This window comes from Erwinia tasmaniensis Et1/99, from assembly GCF_000026185.1.
Lineage (GTDB): Bacteria > Pseudomonadota > Gammaproteobacteria > Enterobacterales > Enterobacteriaceae > Erwinia > Erwinia tasmaniensis.
Map to the genome: position 1 here is coordinate 1,377,423 of NC_010694.1, position 19,001 is coordinate 1,396,423.

Annotated in this window: 14 protein-coding genes and 1 pseudogene; 6 read left to right on the forward strand and 9 right to left on the reverse strand. The window is 54.6% G+C overall.

Annotated elements, in window-relative coordinates; all coding sequences use genetic code 11:
* Nucleotides 1-157 precede the first annotated feature (157 nt).
* Nucleotides 158-3,013, forward strand: a complete 2,856-nt coding sequence (rcsC, locus tag ETA_RS07220; RefSeq protein ID WP_012440970.1) for a two-component system sensor histidine kinase RcsC — start codon at nt 158-160, stop codon at nt 3,011-3,013.
* A 140-nt stretch (nt 3,014-3,153) separates the two neighbouring features.
* Here the strand turns inward: rcsC and rcsB are convergent, their stop codons facing one another.
* A complete protein-coding gene (rcsB, locus tag ETA_RS07225) occupies nt 3,154-3,801 on the reverse strand; it encodes a response regulator transcription factor RcsB (protein WP_012440971.1) in 648 nt (215 codons plus the stop codon).
* Nucleotide 3,802: 1 nt separating this feature from the next.
* A complete protein-coding gene (gene rcsD / locus ETA_RS07230; RefSeq protein WP_042958771.1) occupies nt 3,803-6,460 on the reverse strand; it encodes a phosphotransferase RcsD in 2,658 nt (885 codons plus the stop codon).
* Nucleotides 6,461-7,801: 1,341 nt separating this feature from the next.
* On the opposite strand from rcsD, the gene ompC reads away from it, so the two are divergent.
* Entirely contained in the window at nt 7,802-8,908 is a 1,107-nt protein-coding gene (ompC, locus tag ETA_RS07240; protein WP_012440973.1) for a porin OmpC, read from the forward strand.
* A gap of 87 nt (nt 8,909-8,995) precedes the next feature.
* Here the strand turns inward: ompC and ETA_RS19890 are convergent, their stop codons facing one another.
* Nucleotides 8,996-9,157, reverse strand: coding sequence for a hypothetical protein (locus ETA_RS19890; RefSeq protein ID WP_157861786.1), 162 nt, complete (start codon nt 9,155-9,157; stop codon nt 8,996-8,998).
* A 449-nt stretch (nt 9,158-9,606) separates the two neighbouring features.
* Here ETA_RS19890 and apbE point away from each other — a divergent pair, with 449 nt between their 5' ends.
* The 3 genes from apbE (at nt 9,607) to ETA_RS07255 (ending at nt 13,066) form a co-directional block, all read left to right on the forward strand.
* Nucleotides 9,607-10,653 carry an FAD:protein FMN transferase ApbE gene (gene apbE, locus ETA_RS07245; protein ID WP_012440974.1) on the forward strand — a complete coding sequence of 349 codons (1,047 nt, stop codon included), beginning with the start codon at nt 9,607-9,609 and terminating at the stop codon, nt 10,651-10,653.
* Between the two features lie 19 nt (nt 10,654-10,672).
* Nucleotides 10,673-11,314 (forward strand): DNA oxidative demethylase AlkB, encoded by a 642-nt coding sequence (alkB, locus tag ETA_RS07250; RefSeq protein WP_012440975.1) that lies wholly within the window; start codon nt 10,673-10,675, stop codon nt 11,312-11,314.
* A 96-nt stretch (nt 11,315-11,410) separates the two neighbouring features.
* Complete coding sequence (locus tag ETA_RS07255; protein ID WP_012440976.1) at nt 11,411-13,066, forward strand: multidrug ABC transporter permease/ATP-binding protein; 1,656 nt, start codon at nt 11,411-11,413, stop codon at nt 13,064-13,066.
* Between the two features lie 37 nt (nt 13,067-13,103).
* Here ETA_RS07255 and ETA_RS07260 read toward each other — a convergent pair whose 3' ends face one another.
* The 6 genes and pseudogenes from ETA_RS07260 to ETA_RS07285 form a co-directional block, all read right to left on the reverse strand.
* Nucleotides 13,104-13,898: an amino acid ABC transporter ATP-binding protein gene (locus ETA_RS07260; RefSeq protein ID WP_012440977.1), complete on the reverse strand. Its 795-nt coding sequence runs from the start codon at nt 13,896-13,898 to the stop codon at nt 13,104-13,106.
* Nucleotides 13,899-13,900: 2 nt separating this feature from the next.
* On the reverse strand, nt 13,901-14,800 hold the full coding sequence (locus ETA_RS07265; RefSeq protein WP_012440978.1) for an amino acid ABC transporter permease: 900 nt from the start codon (nt 14,798-14,800) through the stop codon (nt 13,901-13,903).
* A complete protein-coding gene (locus ETA_RS07270) occupies nt 14,787-15,311 on the reverse strand; it encodes a GNAT family N-acetyltransferase (protein WP_012440979.1) in 525 nt (174 codons plus the stop codon). Before ETA_RS07270 ends, ETA_RS07265 begins: the two co-directional genes overlap by 14 nt.
* Before the next feature lie 11 nt (nt 15,312-15,322).
* Nucleotides 15,323-16,192 (reverse strand): annotated as a pseudogene (locus ETA_RS07275) (ABC transporter substrate-binding protein); the annotation flags it as partial.
* A gap of 129 nt (nt 16,193-16,321) precedes the next feature.
* Complete coding sequence (locus tag ETA_RS07280) at nt 16,322-17,452, reverse strand: M20 peptidase aminoacylase family protein (RefSeq protein ID WP_012440981.1); 1,131 nt, start codon at nt 17,450-17,452, stop codon at nt 16,322-16,324.
* Nucleotides 17,453-17,465: 13 nt separating this feature from the next.
* Nucleotides 17,466-18,467: an LLM class flavin-dependent oxidoreductase gene (locus tag ETA_RS07285; protein WP_012440982.1), complete on the reverse strand. Its 1,002-nt coding sequence runs from the start codon at nt 18,465-18,467 to the stop codon at nt 17,466-17,468.
* A gap of 201 nt (nt 18,468-18,668) precedes the next feature.
* On the opposite strand from ETA_RS07285, the gene ETA_RS20130 reads away from it, so the two are divergent.
* A complete protein-coding gene (locus tag ETA_RS20130) occupies nt 18,669-18,839 on the forward strand; it encodes a hypothetical protein (protein ID WP_167310302.1) in 171 nt (56 codons plus the stop codon).
* Nucleotides 18,840-19,001 lie beyond the last annotated feature (162 nt).

Sequence of the window (19,001 nt, forward strand, 5' to 3'; positions counted from 1 at the left end):
CCGGTGAAACGTTATTTTACTGGCGTGAAATAGTGGGGAACAGGATGAAAATGGGGGAAATATCTGCGGACAATAGCCGGGATAACTGGCTTTTTTCGCAGGCTGGCGCTACTGTATCGGCACTCTTTTTTTCGCTATGGCTGCCAGTAGGTTACGCTTGAAATATCCTGTCTCTTTCCGCACTACGTTAAAGATCTCCCGCTATCTGTTCCGTGCGCTGGCGCTGATGCTATGGACGCTGGGAGCATTACTGACCGCTTTTTATATTTTCAATGTGTTACGTGAAAGAGAAACCCAGGTTCGACATGATTTCAACACCAGCTACCAGCAGGCCGAATGGTATGTTCGCCACTCGTTAGATGTGATGCGAGAATTAAAATTTATCGCTGAAAATCATCTGAATACATCAGTCGACAGCGCCATTCAGTCGGGCAGCGAACAACATACGGGCACTTTCTTACAGCCACAATTCAGCAAATTTTACCCCTCATCCGACTGTGATTACATGCGTAACACCCTGCATAACTCCCTGGGGTCTTTCAGTTATTTTCTTAACTACTGGAGAGATAACTTCGCTACGGCCGCCCGACTGAACAGGGTGTTTTTTATTGGCGGGGAAAATCAATGCCTGGCAAACTTCGACCTGGTGTCCACGGCTGCGGACCAAAACAGGATGATGAAAGTGTTGCGTGAGAGAATTTCTATCTATCGCAACGGTACGGAAGAAGAGCGTAAGAATAATCTTTCATGGATTGCTCCTGCGGTGCAGCCCGGCGTCGGGTTCTACTACATGATCACCCCGGTTTACGTGACGGATAAGGTCACCGCGCTGCTGGGTATCGAGCAAAGTATCCGGATAGAAGATCTCATGACGGCCGGGAGTCTGCCCATGACGGTCACGCTGGTGGACCAGAATAACAGGCGCGTGCTCACCTCCGAGCGGGGCGAGGCAAAATTTTCCGCCGACGATCTGCCTGACGACCCCACGTGGTTTGGCTATATATCGGGTTACAGTCGGCTGGTGATGAAAAAGAACCTGCCATCCTCTTCACTCAGCGTGGTTTATACCGTCGCCACCAGTGAGATGATTGAGCGGCTAAAAATGTTGATCGTTAACGCCATTTTGCTGAATTTGATCAGCGGCATCATCGTAGTGACCTTTGCCCGATTGTTTGAGCGGCGGATGTTCCTGCCCGCGGAAGATAACGCTTACCGCCTGGAGGAACAGGAGCAGTTTAACCGCAAAATCGTGGCGTCTGCCCCGGTCGGGATCTGTATTCTGCGCACCAGCGACGGAACCAACATACTTAGCAATGAGCTGGCGCATAACTATCTGACCTTGCTGACTCAGGAGGACAGGCTGCGTTTGACCGAGATGATCTGCGGGCAGCAGGTCAACTTTGTTGACGTACTGACCGGCAGCAATACCAACCTGCAAATCAGCTTTGTGCACTCTCGCTATCGCAATGAAAATGTGGCGATCTGCGTGTTGGTCGATGTGAGTGCGCGTGTGAAAATGGAGCAGTCCCTGCATGAGATTGCCAAAGAGGCAGAACAGGCCAGCGAGTCTAAATCAATGTTCCTTGCCACCGTCAGCCACGAGCTGCGCACCCCGTTATACGGGATTATCGGTAACCTTGATTTATTAAAAACAAAAGCGCTGCCTGCCGGGGCCGAATCACTGGTGACGGCGATGAACAACTCTTCCAGCCTGCTGCTGAAAATTATTAGCGATATTCTCGACTTCTCCAAAATTGAGTCGGAGCAGCTCAAAATAGAGCCGCGAGAGTTTTCTCCCCGAGAGGTCATTGCTCATATCACCGCAAATTACCTGGCGATGGTGGTCAAAAAGCGCCTGACGCTGTGGTGTTTTATCAACAGCGATGTGCCGGTGTTAATGGAGGGTGACCCGATGCGTTTGCAGCAGGTTATTTCAAACCTGCTGAATAACGCGATCAAATTTACCCACACCGGCGGCATTATTCTGCAGGTCTACGTCAAAGGTGATTACCTGACTTTCTGCGTGCGTGACAGCGGGGTAGGGATATCGGCGAAGGAACTAACACGTCTGTTCGATCCTTTCGTCCAGGTGGGCAGCGGCGTGCAGCGTAACTTTCAGGGTACCGGACTGGGGCTGGCAATCTGTGAAAAGCTGATGAATATGATGGACGGCGACATAGAGGTGGACTCTGAACCGGATATGGGCAGTCAGTTTGTTGTGCGCATTCCGCTGTATAACAGCCATGTGATGAAGCTGGAACCCTGTGATGGGCTGCAGGGTAAGCAGTGTTGGCTGCAGTTACGTAATGAAACCCTGGCCACTTATCTTATCAGGCTGCTGCGTGAACATGGAATGCAGGTTCAGCACTATGAGGGTGAGGCGGTGGCTGACGACATTCTGATTACCGATCACGAGTTCCAGTCACCGCAGAGTTTACGGGCGGTCATTCGCTTTGACGGACGCCATAACGACGCACCAAGAGAAGTGGCAAGCGGGCGCTGGGTCTGTGCAACCACGACCCCTAACGAGCTGCCTCTGCTGCTGGGACGCATCTATCGTGTTGAGGTGGCGGTGCCCCAAGGTACGCCAGCGGCACTGGCTAAGGTCGGGGAAAGCGTTAATAACGACGATATCCTGATCCTGGTAGTAGACGATCATCCAATTAACAGGATGCTGCTATCCGATCAGCTAGGATCGCTGGGCTATCGGGTGAAAACCGCCCAGGATGGCGTTGATGCGCTCAATGTTATCAGCCGCAATGAGATTGATATTGTGCTAACGGATGTCAATATGCCGAATATGGATGGTTATCGTCTTACTCAACGGCTACGGGAACTGGGGCAAACGTTCCCCGTCATTGGCGTGACGGCCAATGCGCTGGCGGAAGAAAAACAGCGCTGCATTGAAGCGGGCATGGATAATTGCCTGTCTAAACCGGTCACGATGGAGACGTTACAGCAGGTACTCTTCTCTTATGCCGGGCGGGTGAGAAAGAGTCGGAAAAGCGTTTAATGCGGGGCAGCGAAGGGAGATAAAGAGTCAACCCGCCGATGACCGGCGGATTGTCGAAATAACGGGGCCGAAGATTCACGCTGCCCGGCCATGAGGAACAAAAACATGATGCTTTTGACCGGGGTGACGCGAACCAGACCTTATTTTTCTACGGGAGTCATACTCACCGATGACAGGTAGTTAAGCAGGGCAATATCGTTGTCCACGCCTAATTTCATCATCGCCGATTTTTTTTGGCTGCTGATGGTTTTAATGCTGCGGTTGAGTTTCTTGGCTATTTCGGTGACCAGGAAGCCTTCGGCAAACAGGCGCAGTACTTCGCTCTCTTTCGGTGACAGACGTTTATCACCGTAGCCACCCGCGCTAATTTTCTCCAACAGTTTCGCTACGCTGTCCGGGGTATACTTCTTGCCTTTCTGCAGGGCAGCCAGGGCTTTAGGCAAATCGGTAGGCGCACCCTGTTTCAGAACGATACCTTCGATGTCGAGATCCAGTACGGCGCTGAGAATGGCCGGGTTATTATTCATGGTCAGAACAATAATCGACAGGTCAGGGTAATGGCGCTTGATATATTTGATCAGCGTAATGCCATCGCCATATTTTTCACCGGGCATAGAGAGATCGGTGACCAGCACGTTGGCGTCGAGTTTGGACAGGCTGTTAATTAACGCCGTCGAATCTTCAAACTCGCCAACCACGTTGACCCACTCAATTTGTTCGAGTGACTTACGAATGCCGAACAGAACAATAGGATGATCGTCGGCAATAATGACATTCAGATTATTCATATTATTGGTTACCTTGCTGCAGGAGATCTTTGACGTAAGTGTCAACTTCACTGGTGGTCGTTTTAATGTTAGTTTCATCACAGTTCTGGATGTGACGCTCTAATGTTTCACAAAGCTGCTTACCCGGTGATAAATTCAACATGGCAAACACACCTTTCAGCCGATGTGCGGTCTGCGCCAGCGTACTATAATCTCTGTTTGCAGCCTCATTATACAGTCTCTTGATATCATCTGGTACTGTCTCTATAAAAAGCTGCAGGTAGCCGCTGGTAAACAGCTGGGCCGTGTCCTGCTGTTCAGCGCCATCGTCAGCCAGCTCGCCGTGCGCCAGCTGTTGTTCAATCAGCATCAACAGCGCATCCTGCATCGCGCTACTGATATTGAAATTCACCCGATACTGGTTTCCGGCTAACGGCGTAAAACCGGGGTCATCATCCGTCACCAGCAGTGACCAGGGGGTTAAGCGCTCGGGTTCGTCAGTAATGAGAACATCGTGCTGTTGGCCAGAGAAACGTTCATCTGGCGTGATGCAGCTGGCTCCCCAGTTTTCTAACTGGCGAACAACGATTTTACGCACGTCTTCAACGGTGATATCAATCAGTGCATTCACCCCTTCTAACAGCTTTTCCTCACGCTCTGGCTGCGGTTCCAGCGGAGCATGGAGTTCAACACTGTAGCGCGTACCGATATCCTGACGAGCGCCAATCTCCAGCTGTCCCCCCAGCTGTTTGCACAGCTGTTTACACAGGAAAAAAGCCATACCTGAAGCCTGGCCAAAGCGATCCTGATGAGTCTCACCAAGAAAGGGGAATTCGGCATTGGCCATTTCGTCTGCGGACAGTCCCGCCCCCGTATCAACCACTTCAATTGATAGCCTGTCCTGGCGATCTTTGGGTGAGGTAACGGTGATACTTATTCGCCCCCAGCTGGTGGTGGTGACGGCATAATGTAATAAGGTGGAGAGAATTTTTGCTAAGGCTCTGCGATCGCTAAAGCGTATCTCATCGCTGTTCAGATGATTGGCAACGGTGAGCGACAGTCCTTTACGCCGTATCATCGGCAGGATTTCTCCCACCCGTTCGTCCAGCAGGGACTGCAGTTTGAAACGGCTGGCGTTCGGTGCCCAGTCAAGGGTTTCCAACTGATTCAACAAGACGATATCGTCGACCAGACGGCTGAGTGACTGGGAAGCCTCTAAAGAGACATCAAGCTGTTCGAGATCTTGCTCATTGCCAAGCTGCTGTAAATTGGCAATCACATCCTGTAACGGGCGTTGTAACACCTGCCCGAGATTCTGTAACAACTGCTGGCGCGCCTGGTGATTTTTATCCAGCACCTGCTGCGCTTTATGTAGCTTCTTGTTGACCAGTAATTCTCGATCCTGATCGCGCATCATAAACAGCTGGGTATGAGGTGACAGTTCGCTGCGCGCGTGTCGGATTTCATAGACCTCGTTATTCACCGTAGCTTGCAAAACGCCCTGATGCTGATCGGACATATTAATAATTTTTTGCAGGTTAAGATGTGGCAGCAGATGGTCGGCAATTTTATTGCTGATAATAGTGCGGTTATTGACAAAATCGTACACCAGCAGCCCAAGCGGCAGTCTGCCAACAATCTCTTCATTTAGCAGACGCTGTGATTCTAGCTCTGCGCTCAAATTTTCACTTGGGCGCAGAGACTGCTGGCGCAACAGGAGCAGCCCCGCCAGTGACAGCAACAACAGTCCGAGATTTGCCAGCAGCGGCCAAAGTAAATTATGCAGGGTATCCACCACCAGACCGGTGATAGGTACCCGGTATATTAGCTGAAGTGGGGTGCCGGGCAGGGTGGCGGTCACGGCGATATCTGGGTTCATCCAGGTGACGTAAGTACTGCTTGTCGGATCGTCGTTCTCAGCCAGGAGAGGAACCGCATCCTGCTTCAGGCGGAAATTATCCAGCGGCATATTGCGCTGGATGATGTCATTCACCGGCAGGTCGAAAGCGACAACGGTAGCCAGATGACCCGGCTGATTGAAGGTGGTGCGCACGGTAAAATAGTAATCGTTTTGCCAGGTAAAGCGGCGCAACGGTGAAAAGCTTTCGCGTTCATCCAGCGCGTTGGCCATCTGCAGCATCTCCGCGCGCCGTGCCTCAACAATATTGCTGATGGCATTTTCTTTATCGCGCGTCGTCATATCCTTCAGTGGAAGCGTGGAGACAAGGATCAGGCTGTTGTCCTGACCATTAAGAAAGTACATAGACCAGGTGCTGTTCTCCGCACCCCACAGAGTATCAAGATAGCCGGACATGCGATTCGTCATCTCCAGCGCAGCTCCCTCGTGTGGGCCAAAAATCAGCGCTTCGGTTTTCCGACGGGGCTTATCCACATAAAAGACGTCCGGGTGCAAAAGCGTTTCCTGCAGATTGCTGGTCGCTGGACGACTCGTAGCATCGGCAGCCAGATTCTCATATATCTGCCAGGCGGCTAACCGATAGGTATCGATGCGCTTCTGCATGGCCTGGGTAATATCTTCCATCGCGTAGCGCTTTTCCGTCAACCAGGCGTTAACCGCATTGTGGATCATAAACCCGGTGGCCATTAGCAGCACCAGAATAAACACCACAAAAAAGCGTGTTACATTGCCTGAAGTTAGCGGAAATTTGTATGGCAACATGCAGTAAAACCCCAATTACCTTGTCATCAGCCGGGCGCTGGTCGCCACTGCTGAAAGCAGCCTCGCCGTGGCCCTGTGCGCCAGGCTGAAGCTGAAAAAAAGTGAGATAAATCCGGCCAGAAGCCGGGCACTCAGAATACGCGTATATCCTGAGGTTGTAATGTGTGAAATTGTGGAATCTGACAATATCTTCACCGCCCCCCTTACCCTGATGATCCACACGGGTACAAGATTGGCGCCACCTTGCCACGAAAGTACCCTGTGGTCTCTTGAGACCAGGCCAGTGGCCTCAGTGGGGAACACCAGACGGATGCCATGACGGGGTGCCAGTAGGCCAATGAAACAGGTCTGCACGTCCATTTTGCTCATTTTTATCCCTGCTGCATTTCGTTCAATCCATGCCAACTTCTACCACAAGTACGACCAGTTAAAAAGTAAATCCCGAGGCTGAAGAGTGATTGGTACAATTCTGTAAGATATCTGAGATTAATAACCTAAATAAACCGGTATGTTTATCAGAATATTCCTTTAAAGAGCTTTTGCTCACTGTATTTACAACATGATGATGAGGGTGGTTTGTATTAATGCTGTTGATAGTAAACAAATTGTCATTGTTCATTTTGAAAGCCAATGGACGTTGCCCTGCGGTGTTTCGGGGCCTTATACGGGTTGCTGCCAGCACGGCAGTGAGGGGATAATATCCAGGTTATCCTGCGCATAATGTGGAGGTGACTGTGTAATTAAACAGCGTAAAGCGACTTCAGCCTTGAGCTTTCATCAAATTCCCCTGTTCCGAAAGAATGAGGTTTACGACGCGAAAATAGTGGACCCCTCCCCCCCTTGCTGTCTAAATAATGAGCGATGCTTTCTGTGTAATATTTTAATTACCGTTGCTGATAATTTTCGTTTGATAGTGGTAAACAGGCAAAAAAAACGCCAGGCATAAAGCCTGGCGGGAATACTAAGTTTTGCGGTTCATTCCGTGAAATGAAGATAAAAATAAAAATGATGATAGCGGGGGAATAATACCTTTTAGTCAGGAATGAGTTTTATCATTCAGTGCCCATGGTCTTATAGTTATCAAACCGCATGACTTTCAATATTTTGAGAATTTCTTTCCATTGTGTGCCTTAATCTCCTCTCCTTAGGGTGTTCTAATAGGAAGTTTCTGGTATCTACACATATGGAAATATGTTAGGCCGCAACAGCAACACTTTTAAGAAAATAGTAGCATTTTCTTGATGGATTATTACCCTTCGAACCTTACTATGGCACCCAGTGCTTAATTTCGCTATTTAGCACGCAGTGGCATTATAAAACTAATAATTCAGAGGTATTAAAATGAAACTTCGCGCTCTTTCCCTGATGGTTCCAGCACTACTGACCGCTGGCTCAGCAGGTGCGGCTGAAATTTATAATAAAGATGGAAACAGACTCGACCTGTTTGGAAAAGTGGATGGCCTGCACTATTTTTCCAACAATTCTGATTCAGACGGTGACCAGTCGTATATGCGACTCGGCTTCAAGGGTGAAACGCAGATTTCCGATCGGTTAACGGGCTACGGCCAGTGGGAGTATCAGGCGGCGTTAAACACCACGGAAGCCGAGGGCACCGCCAACAGCTTTACGCGTGTTGGTTATGCCGGCCTGAAGTTCGGCGATGCGGGTTCCTTTGACTATGGCCGTAATTACGGCGTGCTGTACGACATCGGAGCCTGGACCGACGTGCTGCCGGAGTTTGGTGGGGATACCTACGGCGCTGATAACTATATGTTCCAGCGCGGTAGCGGCATGGCTACTTACCGTAATAACAACTTCTTTGGTCTGATTGACGGCTTGAATTTTGCCATTCAGTATCAGGGCAAGAATGACAGTAACGCTGAAGTTGCCGGTAACCGCAGCGTCGTCGCGCAGAATGGTGACGGCTATGGCCTGTCTGCCTCCTACGATTTTGGGGCAGGGTTTAGCGCGGGTGCCGCGATGTTCTCATCCGACCGTACCGATAGCCAGAACCGGGGCGCGTTGTCAGGTCGTGGTGACAAAGCAGAAGCCTATTCAGGCGGTTTGAAATATGATGCAAACAATATCTACCTGGCTGCCATGTACACCCAGTCTTATAACGCAACCCGTTTCGGCAGCAGCGATAATCTGAGCGCCTACGGTTTTGCTGATAAAGCGCAAAACTGGGAGCTGGTTGCGCAATACCAGTTTGATTTTGGCCTGCGTCCTTCTCTGGCCTACGTGACCTCGCGCGGAACGGATATTCAGAACTGGGGAACCCAGAACCTGAAGCAGTACGTCGACGTGGGCGCAACGTATTATTTCAATAAAAACATGTCTGCCTACGTTGATTATCAAATCAACCTGTTGGACAAAAATGACTTCACCAAAGCGGCCGGCATCAATACCGACAATGTGGTAGCAACGGGTCTGGTTTATCAGTTCTAAACTGCCCTGAAGCGCCAGCCGTCTTAACAAAACGCCCGCTGCACCCTGCAGCGGGCGTTTTTATTTGCCGTCAGATCCGTTGTTCCATTATGCTTTGAAACCGCCCGCCGGTTTTTTTTCAGGCTTCTGCACCGCCATCGTCGATAAATAGCTGCCTTCCAGGCCAGAGCCACCTAGCGTAAAGGATGAGAAACGTAGCAGCCGCAGCCGTTTCAGGTTCGCTTTCAGCAAATTTTTACGATACATCACTCGATCCCCTGTTAATCACTGTAACAGGAAATAAGCATGAAACGTGCCAGGTGATAAAGAGTTGATTGAGGGGATTGTCAGGTTACCTGTGGCACATTATTGCGCCAGTCAGGTGCAATACGCGCCAGAGTGGTGCCTGAAAGCGTCAATATCGGGCCGGCCGACAGGAACGGCCCGATGCTAGCGCTGATAGGGGCCGTGCAGCTTTTTCATACGGGTCTGCTTGTAATGCTTATAGCCGGCAAAGATAATCGCTGCCGCGAATACCACCAGCAACGCGCAGTAAATCATGTCGGCTCTCCTGTAAGAGGAAGAATGGGAACAGCATGTTGCTTCTGCATGACCTTATTCTGATGAGCAAATAAGTGGAGATCAAGATGTCGAATAGCGCATTTTTCGCCGATACAGCTCGGTTCGTACCAATTTTTAATTAAGGTTACAGATACAAAATGAACACTATTTGGCGGTGCTTTACGGGGTTTATCGTGGTTTGCCTGCTGGCAGCGTGTGACAATCATCAGCTTCCGGCAGGATCTGAAGGAATGGTGTTACAAGGGCGCACTATGGGAACAATCTGGCGTGTGAGCCTCGCGGGAGTCGATCCGGCGCGGAAAAAAACGCTGCAAAATGCGATCCAGCAGCGTCTTGATGACGATGACTATCAGCTGTCGACCTGGAAAAATGACTCGGTTCTGTCACGCTTCAATCAATATCGTGGCAGCGAACCGCAGCCCGTCAGCGCGGAGATGGCCGATATCGTTACCCAGTCGTTGCGTATTGGTCAGCAGACCGGCGGCGCAATGGATATTACTATTGGCCCTCTGGTGAACCTGTGGGGATTCGGCCCGGATAAGCAGCCGATGAAAACCCGTACGCAGCAGCAGATCGACGACGCGCGCAAGCTAACCGGACTGCCCCATTTGCAGGTGATCAATCGTGCTGGGCAGTCATATCTGCAAAAGGATCTGCCGGCGCTGTATGTTGACCTTTCCACCGTTGGCGAGGGGTTTGCCACCGACCATCTGGCGCGGCTGATGGAGCAGGAAGGCATTAATCACTATCTTGTCTCGGTCGGCGGCGCGGTGTTGACCAGAGGTCATAATGCCGAGGGCAAGGCCTGGCAGGTGGCGATCCAGAAACCGACCGATCGTGAAAATGCGGTACAGGCTATCGTTGATTTACAAGGGCACGGTATCAGCACTTCCGGCAGCTACCGCAACTATTATGAACTGGACGGCAAGCGCATTTCTCACGTTATTGACCCGGTAACAGGGCGACCGATCCAGCATAGCCTGGTCTCCGCCACGGTGATTGCCACCACGGCGCTGGAGGCCGACGGTTGGGATACCGGGCTGATGGTACTCGGCCCGGAGCGGGCCAAAGCGCTGGCGCTGCGCGATAAACTGGCGGTCTATCTGATTTTCAAGCAGGGTGAGACATTTACCAGCTGGATGTCGCCGCAGTTTGCAGCATTTATTCAGCCCAGCTCCCCGTAAGCCTCGTTAAGGAGTCAAAATGCTCGATCTGTTCGCGGAAGACGACCCCTGGCAGGAACCCTTGGCGGCGGGCGCGCTGATCCTGCGCCGCCGCGCCCGTGATATTACCGGGCAGCTGATGCAGCAGATCGAACGGATTGCCGCCCGCAATCCGTTTCATCACCGCATAACGCCGGGTGGGCATCGTATGTCGGTGGCGATGACCAACTGCGGCGCTTTGGGCTGGTCTGCCGACTCACGCGGTTACCAATACAGCGCACAGGATGAGTTCAGCGGTCAGGGTTGGCCCGCGATGCCGCAGACATTTCACCGGCTGGCTGAGGAATGCGCGCGGGAGGCGGGATTCGCTGGTTTTAACCCTGATGCCTGTCTGATTAACCGCTATGAGCCCGGTGCGAAACTGACCCTGCATCAGGATAAGGACGAACGCGATCTGCGTCAGCCGATCGTCTCGGTATCGCTCGGGCTGCCCGCCGTATTTTTATTCGGCGGGTTTGAACGCGGTGACGCCACTCAACGCGTGCTGCTGGAACACGGCGATGTGGTGGTGTGGGGCGGACCATCGCGCCTGCGCTATCACGGTATTTTGCCGCTTAAGGCAGGCATTCATCCGCTTACCGGCGCATTCCGTTTCAATCTGACGTTTCGCCGCGCGCGCTAGAACACGGATCGCACCGATAGCCGGTGCGAATTGTTATTGATCTGACGTGAGTTGTGATTACACTGCGGGCTGCTTTCTACCTGCCGGAATGTCCTGATGGAGCTGCTTCACATCGTCTATAAACAGTATCGCTGGCCGTTTATTCTGGTCATCGGACTGAGCCTGCTCAGCGCCGCGCTGGGTATTGGCCTGATCGCCTTTATCAATCGCGAACTGATCGTTTCCCTGAATTCTTCACTAAGTGTGTTGCCGCAGTTTCTCGGCCTGCTGCTGCTGTTGCTGGCGGTAACGCTGGGATCTCAGCTGGCGCTGACGCTGCTCGGACATCATTTTGTCTGTCGCCTGCGCAGCGAATTTATCAAACGTATTCTTGATACTCAGGTCGAGCGCATTGAGCAGATTGGCAGCGCCAGCCTGCTGGCGGCACTGACCAGCGACGTGCGCACGATAACGTTTGCCTTTGTGCGCCTGCCCGAGCTGATTCAGGGAATTATCCTGACCGTTGCTTCTGCGGCTTATCTCGGCTGGCTGTCACCGAAAATGTTGATGGTGACCGCCCTGTGGGTGGCGCTGACGATTATCGGCGGCTGGCTGCTGGTGACGCGCGTCTATCGGCATATGGCGACGCTGCGCGATACGGAAGACCGCCTTTACGCTGATTTCCAGACCATTATTGAAGGGCGCAAAGAGCTGACGCTAAATCGCCAGCGCGCGCAGCAGATCTTTGACAACGTGTATGGTGAAAATGCGAAAACGTACCGCCATCACATCGTGCGCGCCGACACCTTCCATCTCAGCGCCGTGAACTGGTCTAACATCATGATGCTGGGAGCTATCGGACTGGCTTTCTGGCTGGCAAACGGTCTCGGCTGGGCGGATACCGCCGTTGCGTCCACTTACTCACTGACCCTGCTGTTTTTGCGTACCCCGATGCTGTCGGCGGTGGGGGCGTTGCCCACGTTGCTGAGTGCCCAGGTGGCGTTTAACAAACTCAATACTTTTAAGCTGGCTGAATATCAGGCCGATTTCCTACAGCCGCCGGTGGCGAAAAGCTGGCAAACGCTGGAGCTGCGTAATCTGTCGTTTCACTACGGTGAACAGGGTTTTAAGGTCGGGCCGATTAACATGACGCTGAAGCGCGGCGAGCTGGTATTTCTGATTGGCGGCAACGGCAGCGGCAAGTCAACGCTGGCGATGTTACTGACCGGACTTTATCAGCCGGTTGCTGGCGACATCCTGCTTGATGGCCAGGCGGTACATCCTGCTGCGATGGGCAGCTATCGTCGGCTGTTCTCGGCGGTGTTCACCGATGTGCATTTGTTTGACCGCCTGACGGACGATGACGGGCAGCCTGCCGATCCGGCTCTGGTGCGGAGCTGGCTGGTGCGCCTGCAAATGCAGGACAAAATTGAACTGGAGGGCAACCGTATCCTGAACCTCAAGTTATCAAAAGGTCAGACCAAGCGGCTGGCGCTGCTGTTGGCCACCGCCGAGCAGCGCGATATCCTGCTGCTGGACGAGTGGGCCGCGGATCAGGACCCGCATTTCCGCCGTATCTTCTACCGCGAGCTGCTGCCATGGCTGCGTGAAATGGGCAAAACGGTATTTGCCATCAGCCACGACGATCACTATTTTCTGCATGCCGACCGCCTGCTGGAGATGCGTAACGGGGTGCTGACAGAATTGACCGGCATTGAGCGTGAGCAGGCAACGCTGGATGCGGTGCAGCGTACCGATACGCCAGAAAGCTGATGCGGCACCGGGGGATTATCCCCCCGGATAGCGCGTCTCACAGGACTTTAGAGAGGAAATGACGGGTGCGAGGGTGCTGCGGATGATTCAGTACCTGGCGGGCGTTGCCCTGCTCAATGATTTTACCCTCAACCATAAATACCACCCGGTCGGCCACCTCGCGGGCGAAACCTATCTCGTGCGTCACCACCACCAGCGTGGTACCTGAACGTGCCAGCTGCCTGATGGTGTCCAACACTTCTCCGACCAGCTCCGGATCGAGCGCTGAAGTCGGCTCATCAAACAGGATAACCTTAGGATTGAGCGCCAGCGCACGGGCAATGGCCACCCGCTGTTGCTGCCCGCCGGACAGATGGCGCGGCCAGGCGTGGGCCTTATGAGCCAGTCCGACCGACTCCAGCAGCTGCCCGGCACGCGCAACGGCTTCGGCATGCGTCATCCGCCGGTGTGCCAGCGGCGCTTCAATGATGTTTTCCAGCACCGTCAGATGGGGAAACAGATTGAAGTTCTGAAAGACATATCCCACGCCGGCGCGCTGTTTAAGGATCGCTTTCTCTTTCAACGCGTGAAGTTTATCCCCTTTGCGGCGGTAACCCATGTAATCGCCGTCGATACGAATAAAGCCCCGGTCGACGCGCTCCAGATGATTTATGGCGCGTAGCAGCGTCGATTTGCCCGAACCCGATGGGCCAAGGATCACCGTGACAGAGCCGGGCGCTATCTCCAGTGAAACCTCATCCAGCGCCTTAAAACGCCCGTAGCTTTTGCTCACGCCGGTAATCGAAATATGCCCTGATTGTGGTACGTAGTTCAGATCGATAGCTTCAGACATGATTAGCTCCTGATTGGGGTGATGGCCGCGCGCGGAGGTGAAGCAGGCTGGCGGCTGGCGGATTGGCGCGCGCTGCTCCGCGCAAGCCGGCGTTCAACATAGTGCTGAACCACGGACAGCAGGGTGGTGATCAGCAGATACCAGACGGCGGCGACCATCAGCAGCGGGATCACCTGCTGGGTGCGGTTGTAGACCATCTGGATAGTGTAAAACAGCTCCGGCATCGCCAGCACGTAAACCATCGCGGTGCCTTTCGCCAGGCTGATGATTTCATTAAAACCGCTGGGGATAATCGCGCGCAGCGCCTGTGGCAGAATAATACGCAGGGTGCGGCGTGATGACGGCAGCCCGAGGGCGGCGGCGGCCTCAAACTGCCCGTGGTCGACGCCGGTGATGCCGCCCCGCACGATCTCGGCGGTGTAAGCGGCCTGCACCAGCGTCAGCCCCGTAACGGCGGTGCTGAACTGACCGAGCACGTCGATGGTCTTAAAAGAGGCCAGGGTCAGCGGCGTAAAGGGAATGCCCAGCGACAGCCGATCGTAGAGATAAGAGAAGTTGTAAAGAATAATCAGCACCACGATCAGCGGCAGCGAGCGAAACAGCCAGATATAGCTGAACGCCAGCCCGGACAGCAGCCACGAAGGAGAGAGTCGGGCCAGCGCCAGCAGCACGCCGAGGAAAATGCTCAGCACGCTGGCGGTCAGCGTCAGCAGCAGGGTCTGGCCCAGACCGGACAGGATAGCCGGGGCAAAAAACCAGTGGGCAAATACCGACCATTCCCAGCGCGGATTAAACGCCACCGACTGCACGACAATAGCAAGAATAAACAGCGCGATGGCCGCACCGAACAGCCGCAGCGGGTAGCGTGCCGGCACCACGCGCAGGGTTTCACTGGATTTCATCGGCGGCTCCGGCAGTCACGGTGTGATGCAGCGATTTGGTAAAGCGCAGACGACCGTCGAACGGCGGCTTGCTGTACTCCTCAGTATCGCGCGTGGTGTCGAACTGGGGCTGGTAGCCGTGTGACAAATACAGCCGTACCGCCTCCGGCTGGCGGAAGCCGGTGGTCAGGTAGACTTGACGATAACCCGCCCGCCGCGCCCGTTGCTCCAGCTCCACCAGCACCCGTTGCGCCAGCCCCTGACGGCGCAGATCGTCGCGCGTCCAGATCCGTTTCAGCTCGGCGGTCTGCGCATCAAACGCCTTGTAAGCCCCCATCGCAATAATTTCTCCGTTCCGTTCCAGCACCACAAACATCCCCTGTGGCGGCAGATACCATTCGGTCAGTTCAATTTCGGCATCCCGTGCGAAAAAGTCGCCATAGCGGGCGCTGTATTCCCCAAACAGCCCGGCAATAATCGGTTCCAGCTCTGGCGCCTCCGGAGACAGCTGGCGGAAATGTTCCTCGCTCATTTTTCTCTCCGTCAGTCGCCCAACCCGGGCGGGTTGATTTCAGAATGGTCGAGGCGCTCAACGCCTTCTCCCCAGCGGTTCAGCACCTTGTCGTATTCGCCCCCTTTGATCACGCCATTTAGCGCGGCGTTAACCGCCGTCACCAGCCCGCTGTCCTTCTTCAGCGTCACGGCAATATGGGCCGCCTTTGGCCAGCCGCCGTCCACGGTGCCCACCCGTTTAGTCCTGCCGGTCAGTGCCGCTTTCCAGGCACCGATGACGTTGGGGCCAAAATAGGCGTCGGCGCGGCCGGACTGTAGCGCCAGCGTTTGCGCCGCATCGTCTTTAACGTAGTTGGGAATAAACGGCTTCAGCCCTTTCTTCTGATTTTGCTCATCCCACGCCAGCAGAATCGCTTCCTGATTGGTGCCGGAACCGACAATAATCCGCAGCCCGGCAATATCTTCCGCCTGGCTGATTTTGGTGATGCTGCTGTCAGATTTGACGTAGAAACCGAGCGAGTCGCGGCGATAGGTGGCGAAGTCGAATTTCTCTTTGCGCGCTTTGGTGACCGTGACGTTGGTGATCGCCGCGTCATACTTACCGGAGCTGACGCCAAGCGGCCAGTCTTCCCATGAGGTCGGCACCACGTTCAGCCGTAGCCCGAGGCTGTCTGCCACCAGCCGGGCGATATCCACTTCGCTGCCGAGCAGGGTCTTGTTGTCATCGGAAAAGAGCGTCAGCGGCGGGGAGTTAAGTGCGGCAACGGCAACGGTAAACTTACCCGGCACCGCCAGATTGAGGTTTTTCGGCAGCAGGGCCACGGCCTGTGGGTTCAGCGGAGCATGAACCGGGGCGCTATTGGCCTCAACGCTGATGCCGGTGCCGTTAATCTTCACCGTTTCGGCGTTTGCCATGGTGGCGATCCACAAAGAGGTGGCCAGCAGGGCGAGTAATCGCGATGTCTGTTTCATAGTGACCTGTGCTGATATGTGTTTACGGGAAAATGAGCCGGGCAGCGCTGCTGCCGGTCATGCGATATCGTGCAGGGCCGCTTCCGCCAGCTGGCTGAAATAGTGCGCTGCGGGGTAGAGCAGGGCTTCATCCGGGTTAAATGCCGGATGGTGCAGTCCAAACTCGCTGGCGCTGCCGATACTGACGAAAGCCCCTGGGATGTGATGAAGATAAAAGGCAAAATCCTCACCTCCCATTTGCAGATCGGCGTGCTGAACCTCATAGTTCTGGCGTGCTGCCACCTGCTTGCTGAACTCTGCCCAGTGCTGGCTGTTGATCAGGGCTGGTGGGCCGGGATGCCATCCCAGTTCCGCGCACGCGCCAAAACCGCTGGCGATGCCCGTTATCAGCTGGCGCATGCGCTGCGGCAGCTCGCTGCGTATCTGCGCGTTGTAGGTGCGTACCGTCCCCTCCAGCACCACCTTTTGTGGCAGCACGTTCCAGGTATTGCCGCCTTCAATGCGCGTGACGCTGACCACCACCGTTTCCAGCGGGCTATAGCTGCGGCTGACTAACGTCTGTAGCGCCCCAACAATCTGGCTGGCGATAACGATGGCATCAACGCCTTCCTGTGGACGTGCGGCGTGCGCCCCTTTGCCGTTGACCTCAATCGTAAAACGGTCGACGTTGGCATAGAACGGGCCGCCGCGTGTGGCAAAAATGCCCACCGGCAACTCCGGCGCATTGTGCATGCCAAATATAGCGCTGACATCCTGTAATGCGCCCGCCTCGATCAGCGTTTTAGCGCCGCCGAAGCGCTCCTCCGCCGGCTGAAACAACAGGCGCACGCGCCCCGGCAGGGCTTCCTCGCGCGCTTTCAGCAACTTTGCTGCACCCAGCATCACCGAGGTATGCAGATCGTGGCCGCAGGCATGCATGACCCCCTTATGCTGCGAGCGGAAATCCACCGTAGTCACTTCCTCAATCGGCAGGGCGTCGATATCCGCACGCAGGGCGATCAGGGGTTCACCCTGCCCGATCTCCGCCACCACGCCGGTGGTGAGATCCCAGGGCAGCGGGGTGATATCCGCCTCAGTCAGCCAGCTTTTAATGCGTGCGGTGGTGGCAAATTCCTGATGTGACAGCTCGGGAAACTGATGCAGTTCACGACGCCAGGCAATCAGCTGTTGTTCAAGAGAGGGGTTCATGGTGACGGACTCCTTACGCGGCAACGCGCAGATGGCTGGCCAGTAGCTGCAGGGATTTAAGACGCGGCGTGCCGCTGGTAATCGGCGTATCGATGATAAATTCCTCGACGCCAAAGCGTTGGTGAAGCTGTTCCAGCTCGTCGTGCACCTGTGCGGCGGTGCCTTTCAGCACGGTAAGCGTGCGCGGCTCAATGCGATACGCCGTAGCCCCTGCCTGGCGGACATAGGCCTCTGCCTGTGCCAGACTACCAACGGTAACGCTCTGATCGCCATCGATATGCACGCGGTAGTGCTGTAAATCCGCTGCCAGCAGCGCCGCCTGTGACGCCGTATCAGCGACAATGGCCTGCACGGCCAGCAGCGCATTCTGGCCACCGCTGTGAGAGCGAAACAGATCCAGTGCTCGCGCCATCTCCTGCCTGTCACCGTTAAGATGTGCGGCAAAGACAAACTGCCAGCCCAGTTCTGCCGCCAGGCGGGCGCTCGCTTCGCTGGCACCGAGCAGAAAACGGCTGGCGGAAAGCGGGGGAAGCGGGGTTGCCAGCAGCCGATCTTCACTCTGCTCAGTCAATGGCGTGGGGTTAAGCCAGCCCTCCAGCGCCGCCAGCTGCTGGGCAAAATCGCCTTTCTCCTCCGGGTGGACGCCTGCCTGCAGCGCCTTTGTCGACAGCGGCAGGCCGCCAGGCGCTTTGCCTACGCCAAGATCAACCCGGCCGGGTGCCAGCGAGGCCAGCAGATTAAAGTTTTCGGCTACCTTGTAGGGGCTGTAGTGTTGCAACATCACGCCGCCGGAGCCGACGCGGATGCGGCGGGTATGCGCCAGGATCCAGGCGATCAACACCTCCGGCGACGGGCTGGCGAGCGCCGGGCTGTTATGATGTTCAGCCAGCCAGAAGCGGTGATATCCCTGCTCCTCGGCCCGTTGCGCCAGCGTCAGCGTGCGAGCCAGCGCCGCCGTCGCGTCTTCGCCCTCGGCCAGCGGGCTCTTATCCAGTACGCTCAATCGGTAAGCCATCACTGCTCCTTAACAGGTTAAGATGCTGGCAATTATTGGCGGCGGGAGCGGCGGCTGTAAAACAACATATCCGGCTTAAATCAGTCGCTAAATGGGATTACGCGCTATTGCCGGGAAGCGGCAAAGGCTGTGCAAAATGCGTATTTCATCCGCGGGAGGATTCGGGTTAACTACAGGCTCACTCAACAGAGGAGCATACGGATGAACGGTATTTGGCTGCACTTTATGCGTTATTTTCAGGCACCTTCCGGCATGGCAACGCTGGACAGCTGTCGTATCGTTGAGGCGCTGATCCCGATGGCGGAGCTCTATGGCAGCGATTTGCAGCAGCTGGTTGCCGACGAGCGTCGTGTTGAGGATCAACCTCACTGATATTCAGCGTGCCGGCGGTTCGATAATTCATGTTGGCACCCGATCGGATTGCTACACGGCTCTGCCATCCACTACCGAGATGCGAATTTCGAGGCTACAGGTCGGCATGAGTCCTCTGCGACGGTGGCGGACTTAGCGGATCGTCCGTAATAATAAGAGAAA

What these genes read in the sequence shown, in the direction of transcription:
- ETA_RS07265 (WP_012440978.1), bottom strand. Translation starts at nt 14,800, where the DNA reads ATGAAATCCAGTGAAACCCTGCGCGTGGTGCCGGCACGCTACCCGCTG.
- ETA_RS07285 (WP_012440982.1), bottom strand. Translation starts at nt 18,467, where the DNA reads ATGGCTTACCGATTGAGCGTACTGGATAAGAGCCCGCTGGCCGAGGGC.
- ETA_RS07260 (WP_012440977.1), bottom strand. Translation starts at nt 13,898, where the DNA reads ATGTCTGAAGCTATCGATCTGAACTACGTACCACAATCAGGGCATATT.
- ETA_RS20130 (WP_167310302.1), top strand. Translation starts at nt 18,669, where the DNA reads ATGAACGGTATTTGGCTGCACTTTATGCGTTATTTTCAGGCACCTTCC.
- ompC (WP_012440973.1), top strand. Translation starts at nt 7,802, where the DNA reads ATGAAACTTCGCGCTCTTTCCCTGATGGTTCCAGCACTACTGACCGCT.
- rcsB (WP_012440971.1), bottom strand. Translation starts at nt 3,801, where the DNA reads ATGAATAATCTGAATGTCATTATTGCCGACGATCATCCTATTGTTCTG.
- apbE (WP_012440974.1), top strand. Translation starts at nt 9,607, where the DNA reads ATGAACACTATTTGGCGGTGCTTTACGGGGTTTATCGTGGTTTGCCTG.
- ETA_RS07255 (WP_012440976.1), top strand. Translation starts at nt 11,411, where the DNA reads ATGGAGCTGCTTCACATCGTCTATAAACAGTATCGCTGGCCGTTTATT.
- ETA_RS07270 (WP_012440979.1), bottom strand. Translation starts at nt 15,311, where the DNA reads ATGAGCGAGGAACATTTCCGCCAGCTGTCTCCGGAGGCGCCAGAGCTG.
- ETA_RS07280 (WP_012440981.1), bottom strand. Translation starts at nt 17,452, where the DNA reads ATGAACCCCTCTCTTGAACAACAGCTGATTGCCTGGCGTCGTGAACTG.
- alkB (WP_012440975.1), top strand. Translation starts at nt 10,673, where the DNA reads ATGCTCGATCTGTTCGCGGAAGACGACCCCTGGCAGGAACCCTTGGCG.
- rcsD (WP_042958771.1), bottom strand. Translation starts at nt 6,460, where the DNA reads ATGTTGCCATACAAATTTCCGCTAACTTCAGGCAATGTAACACGCTTT.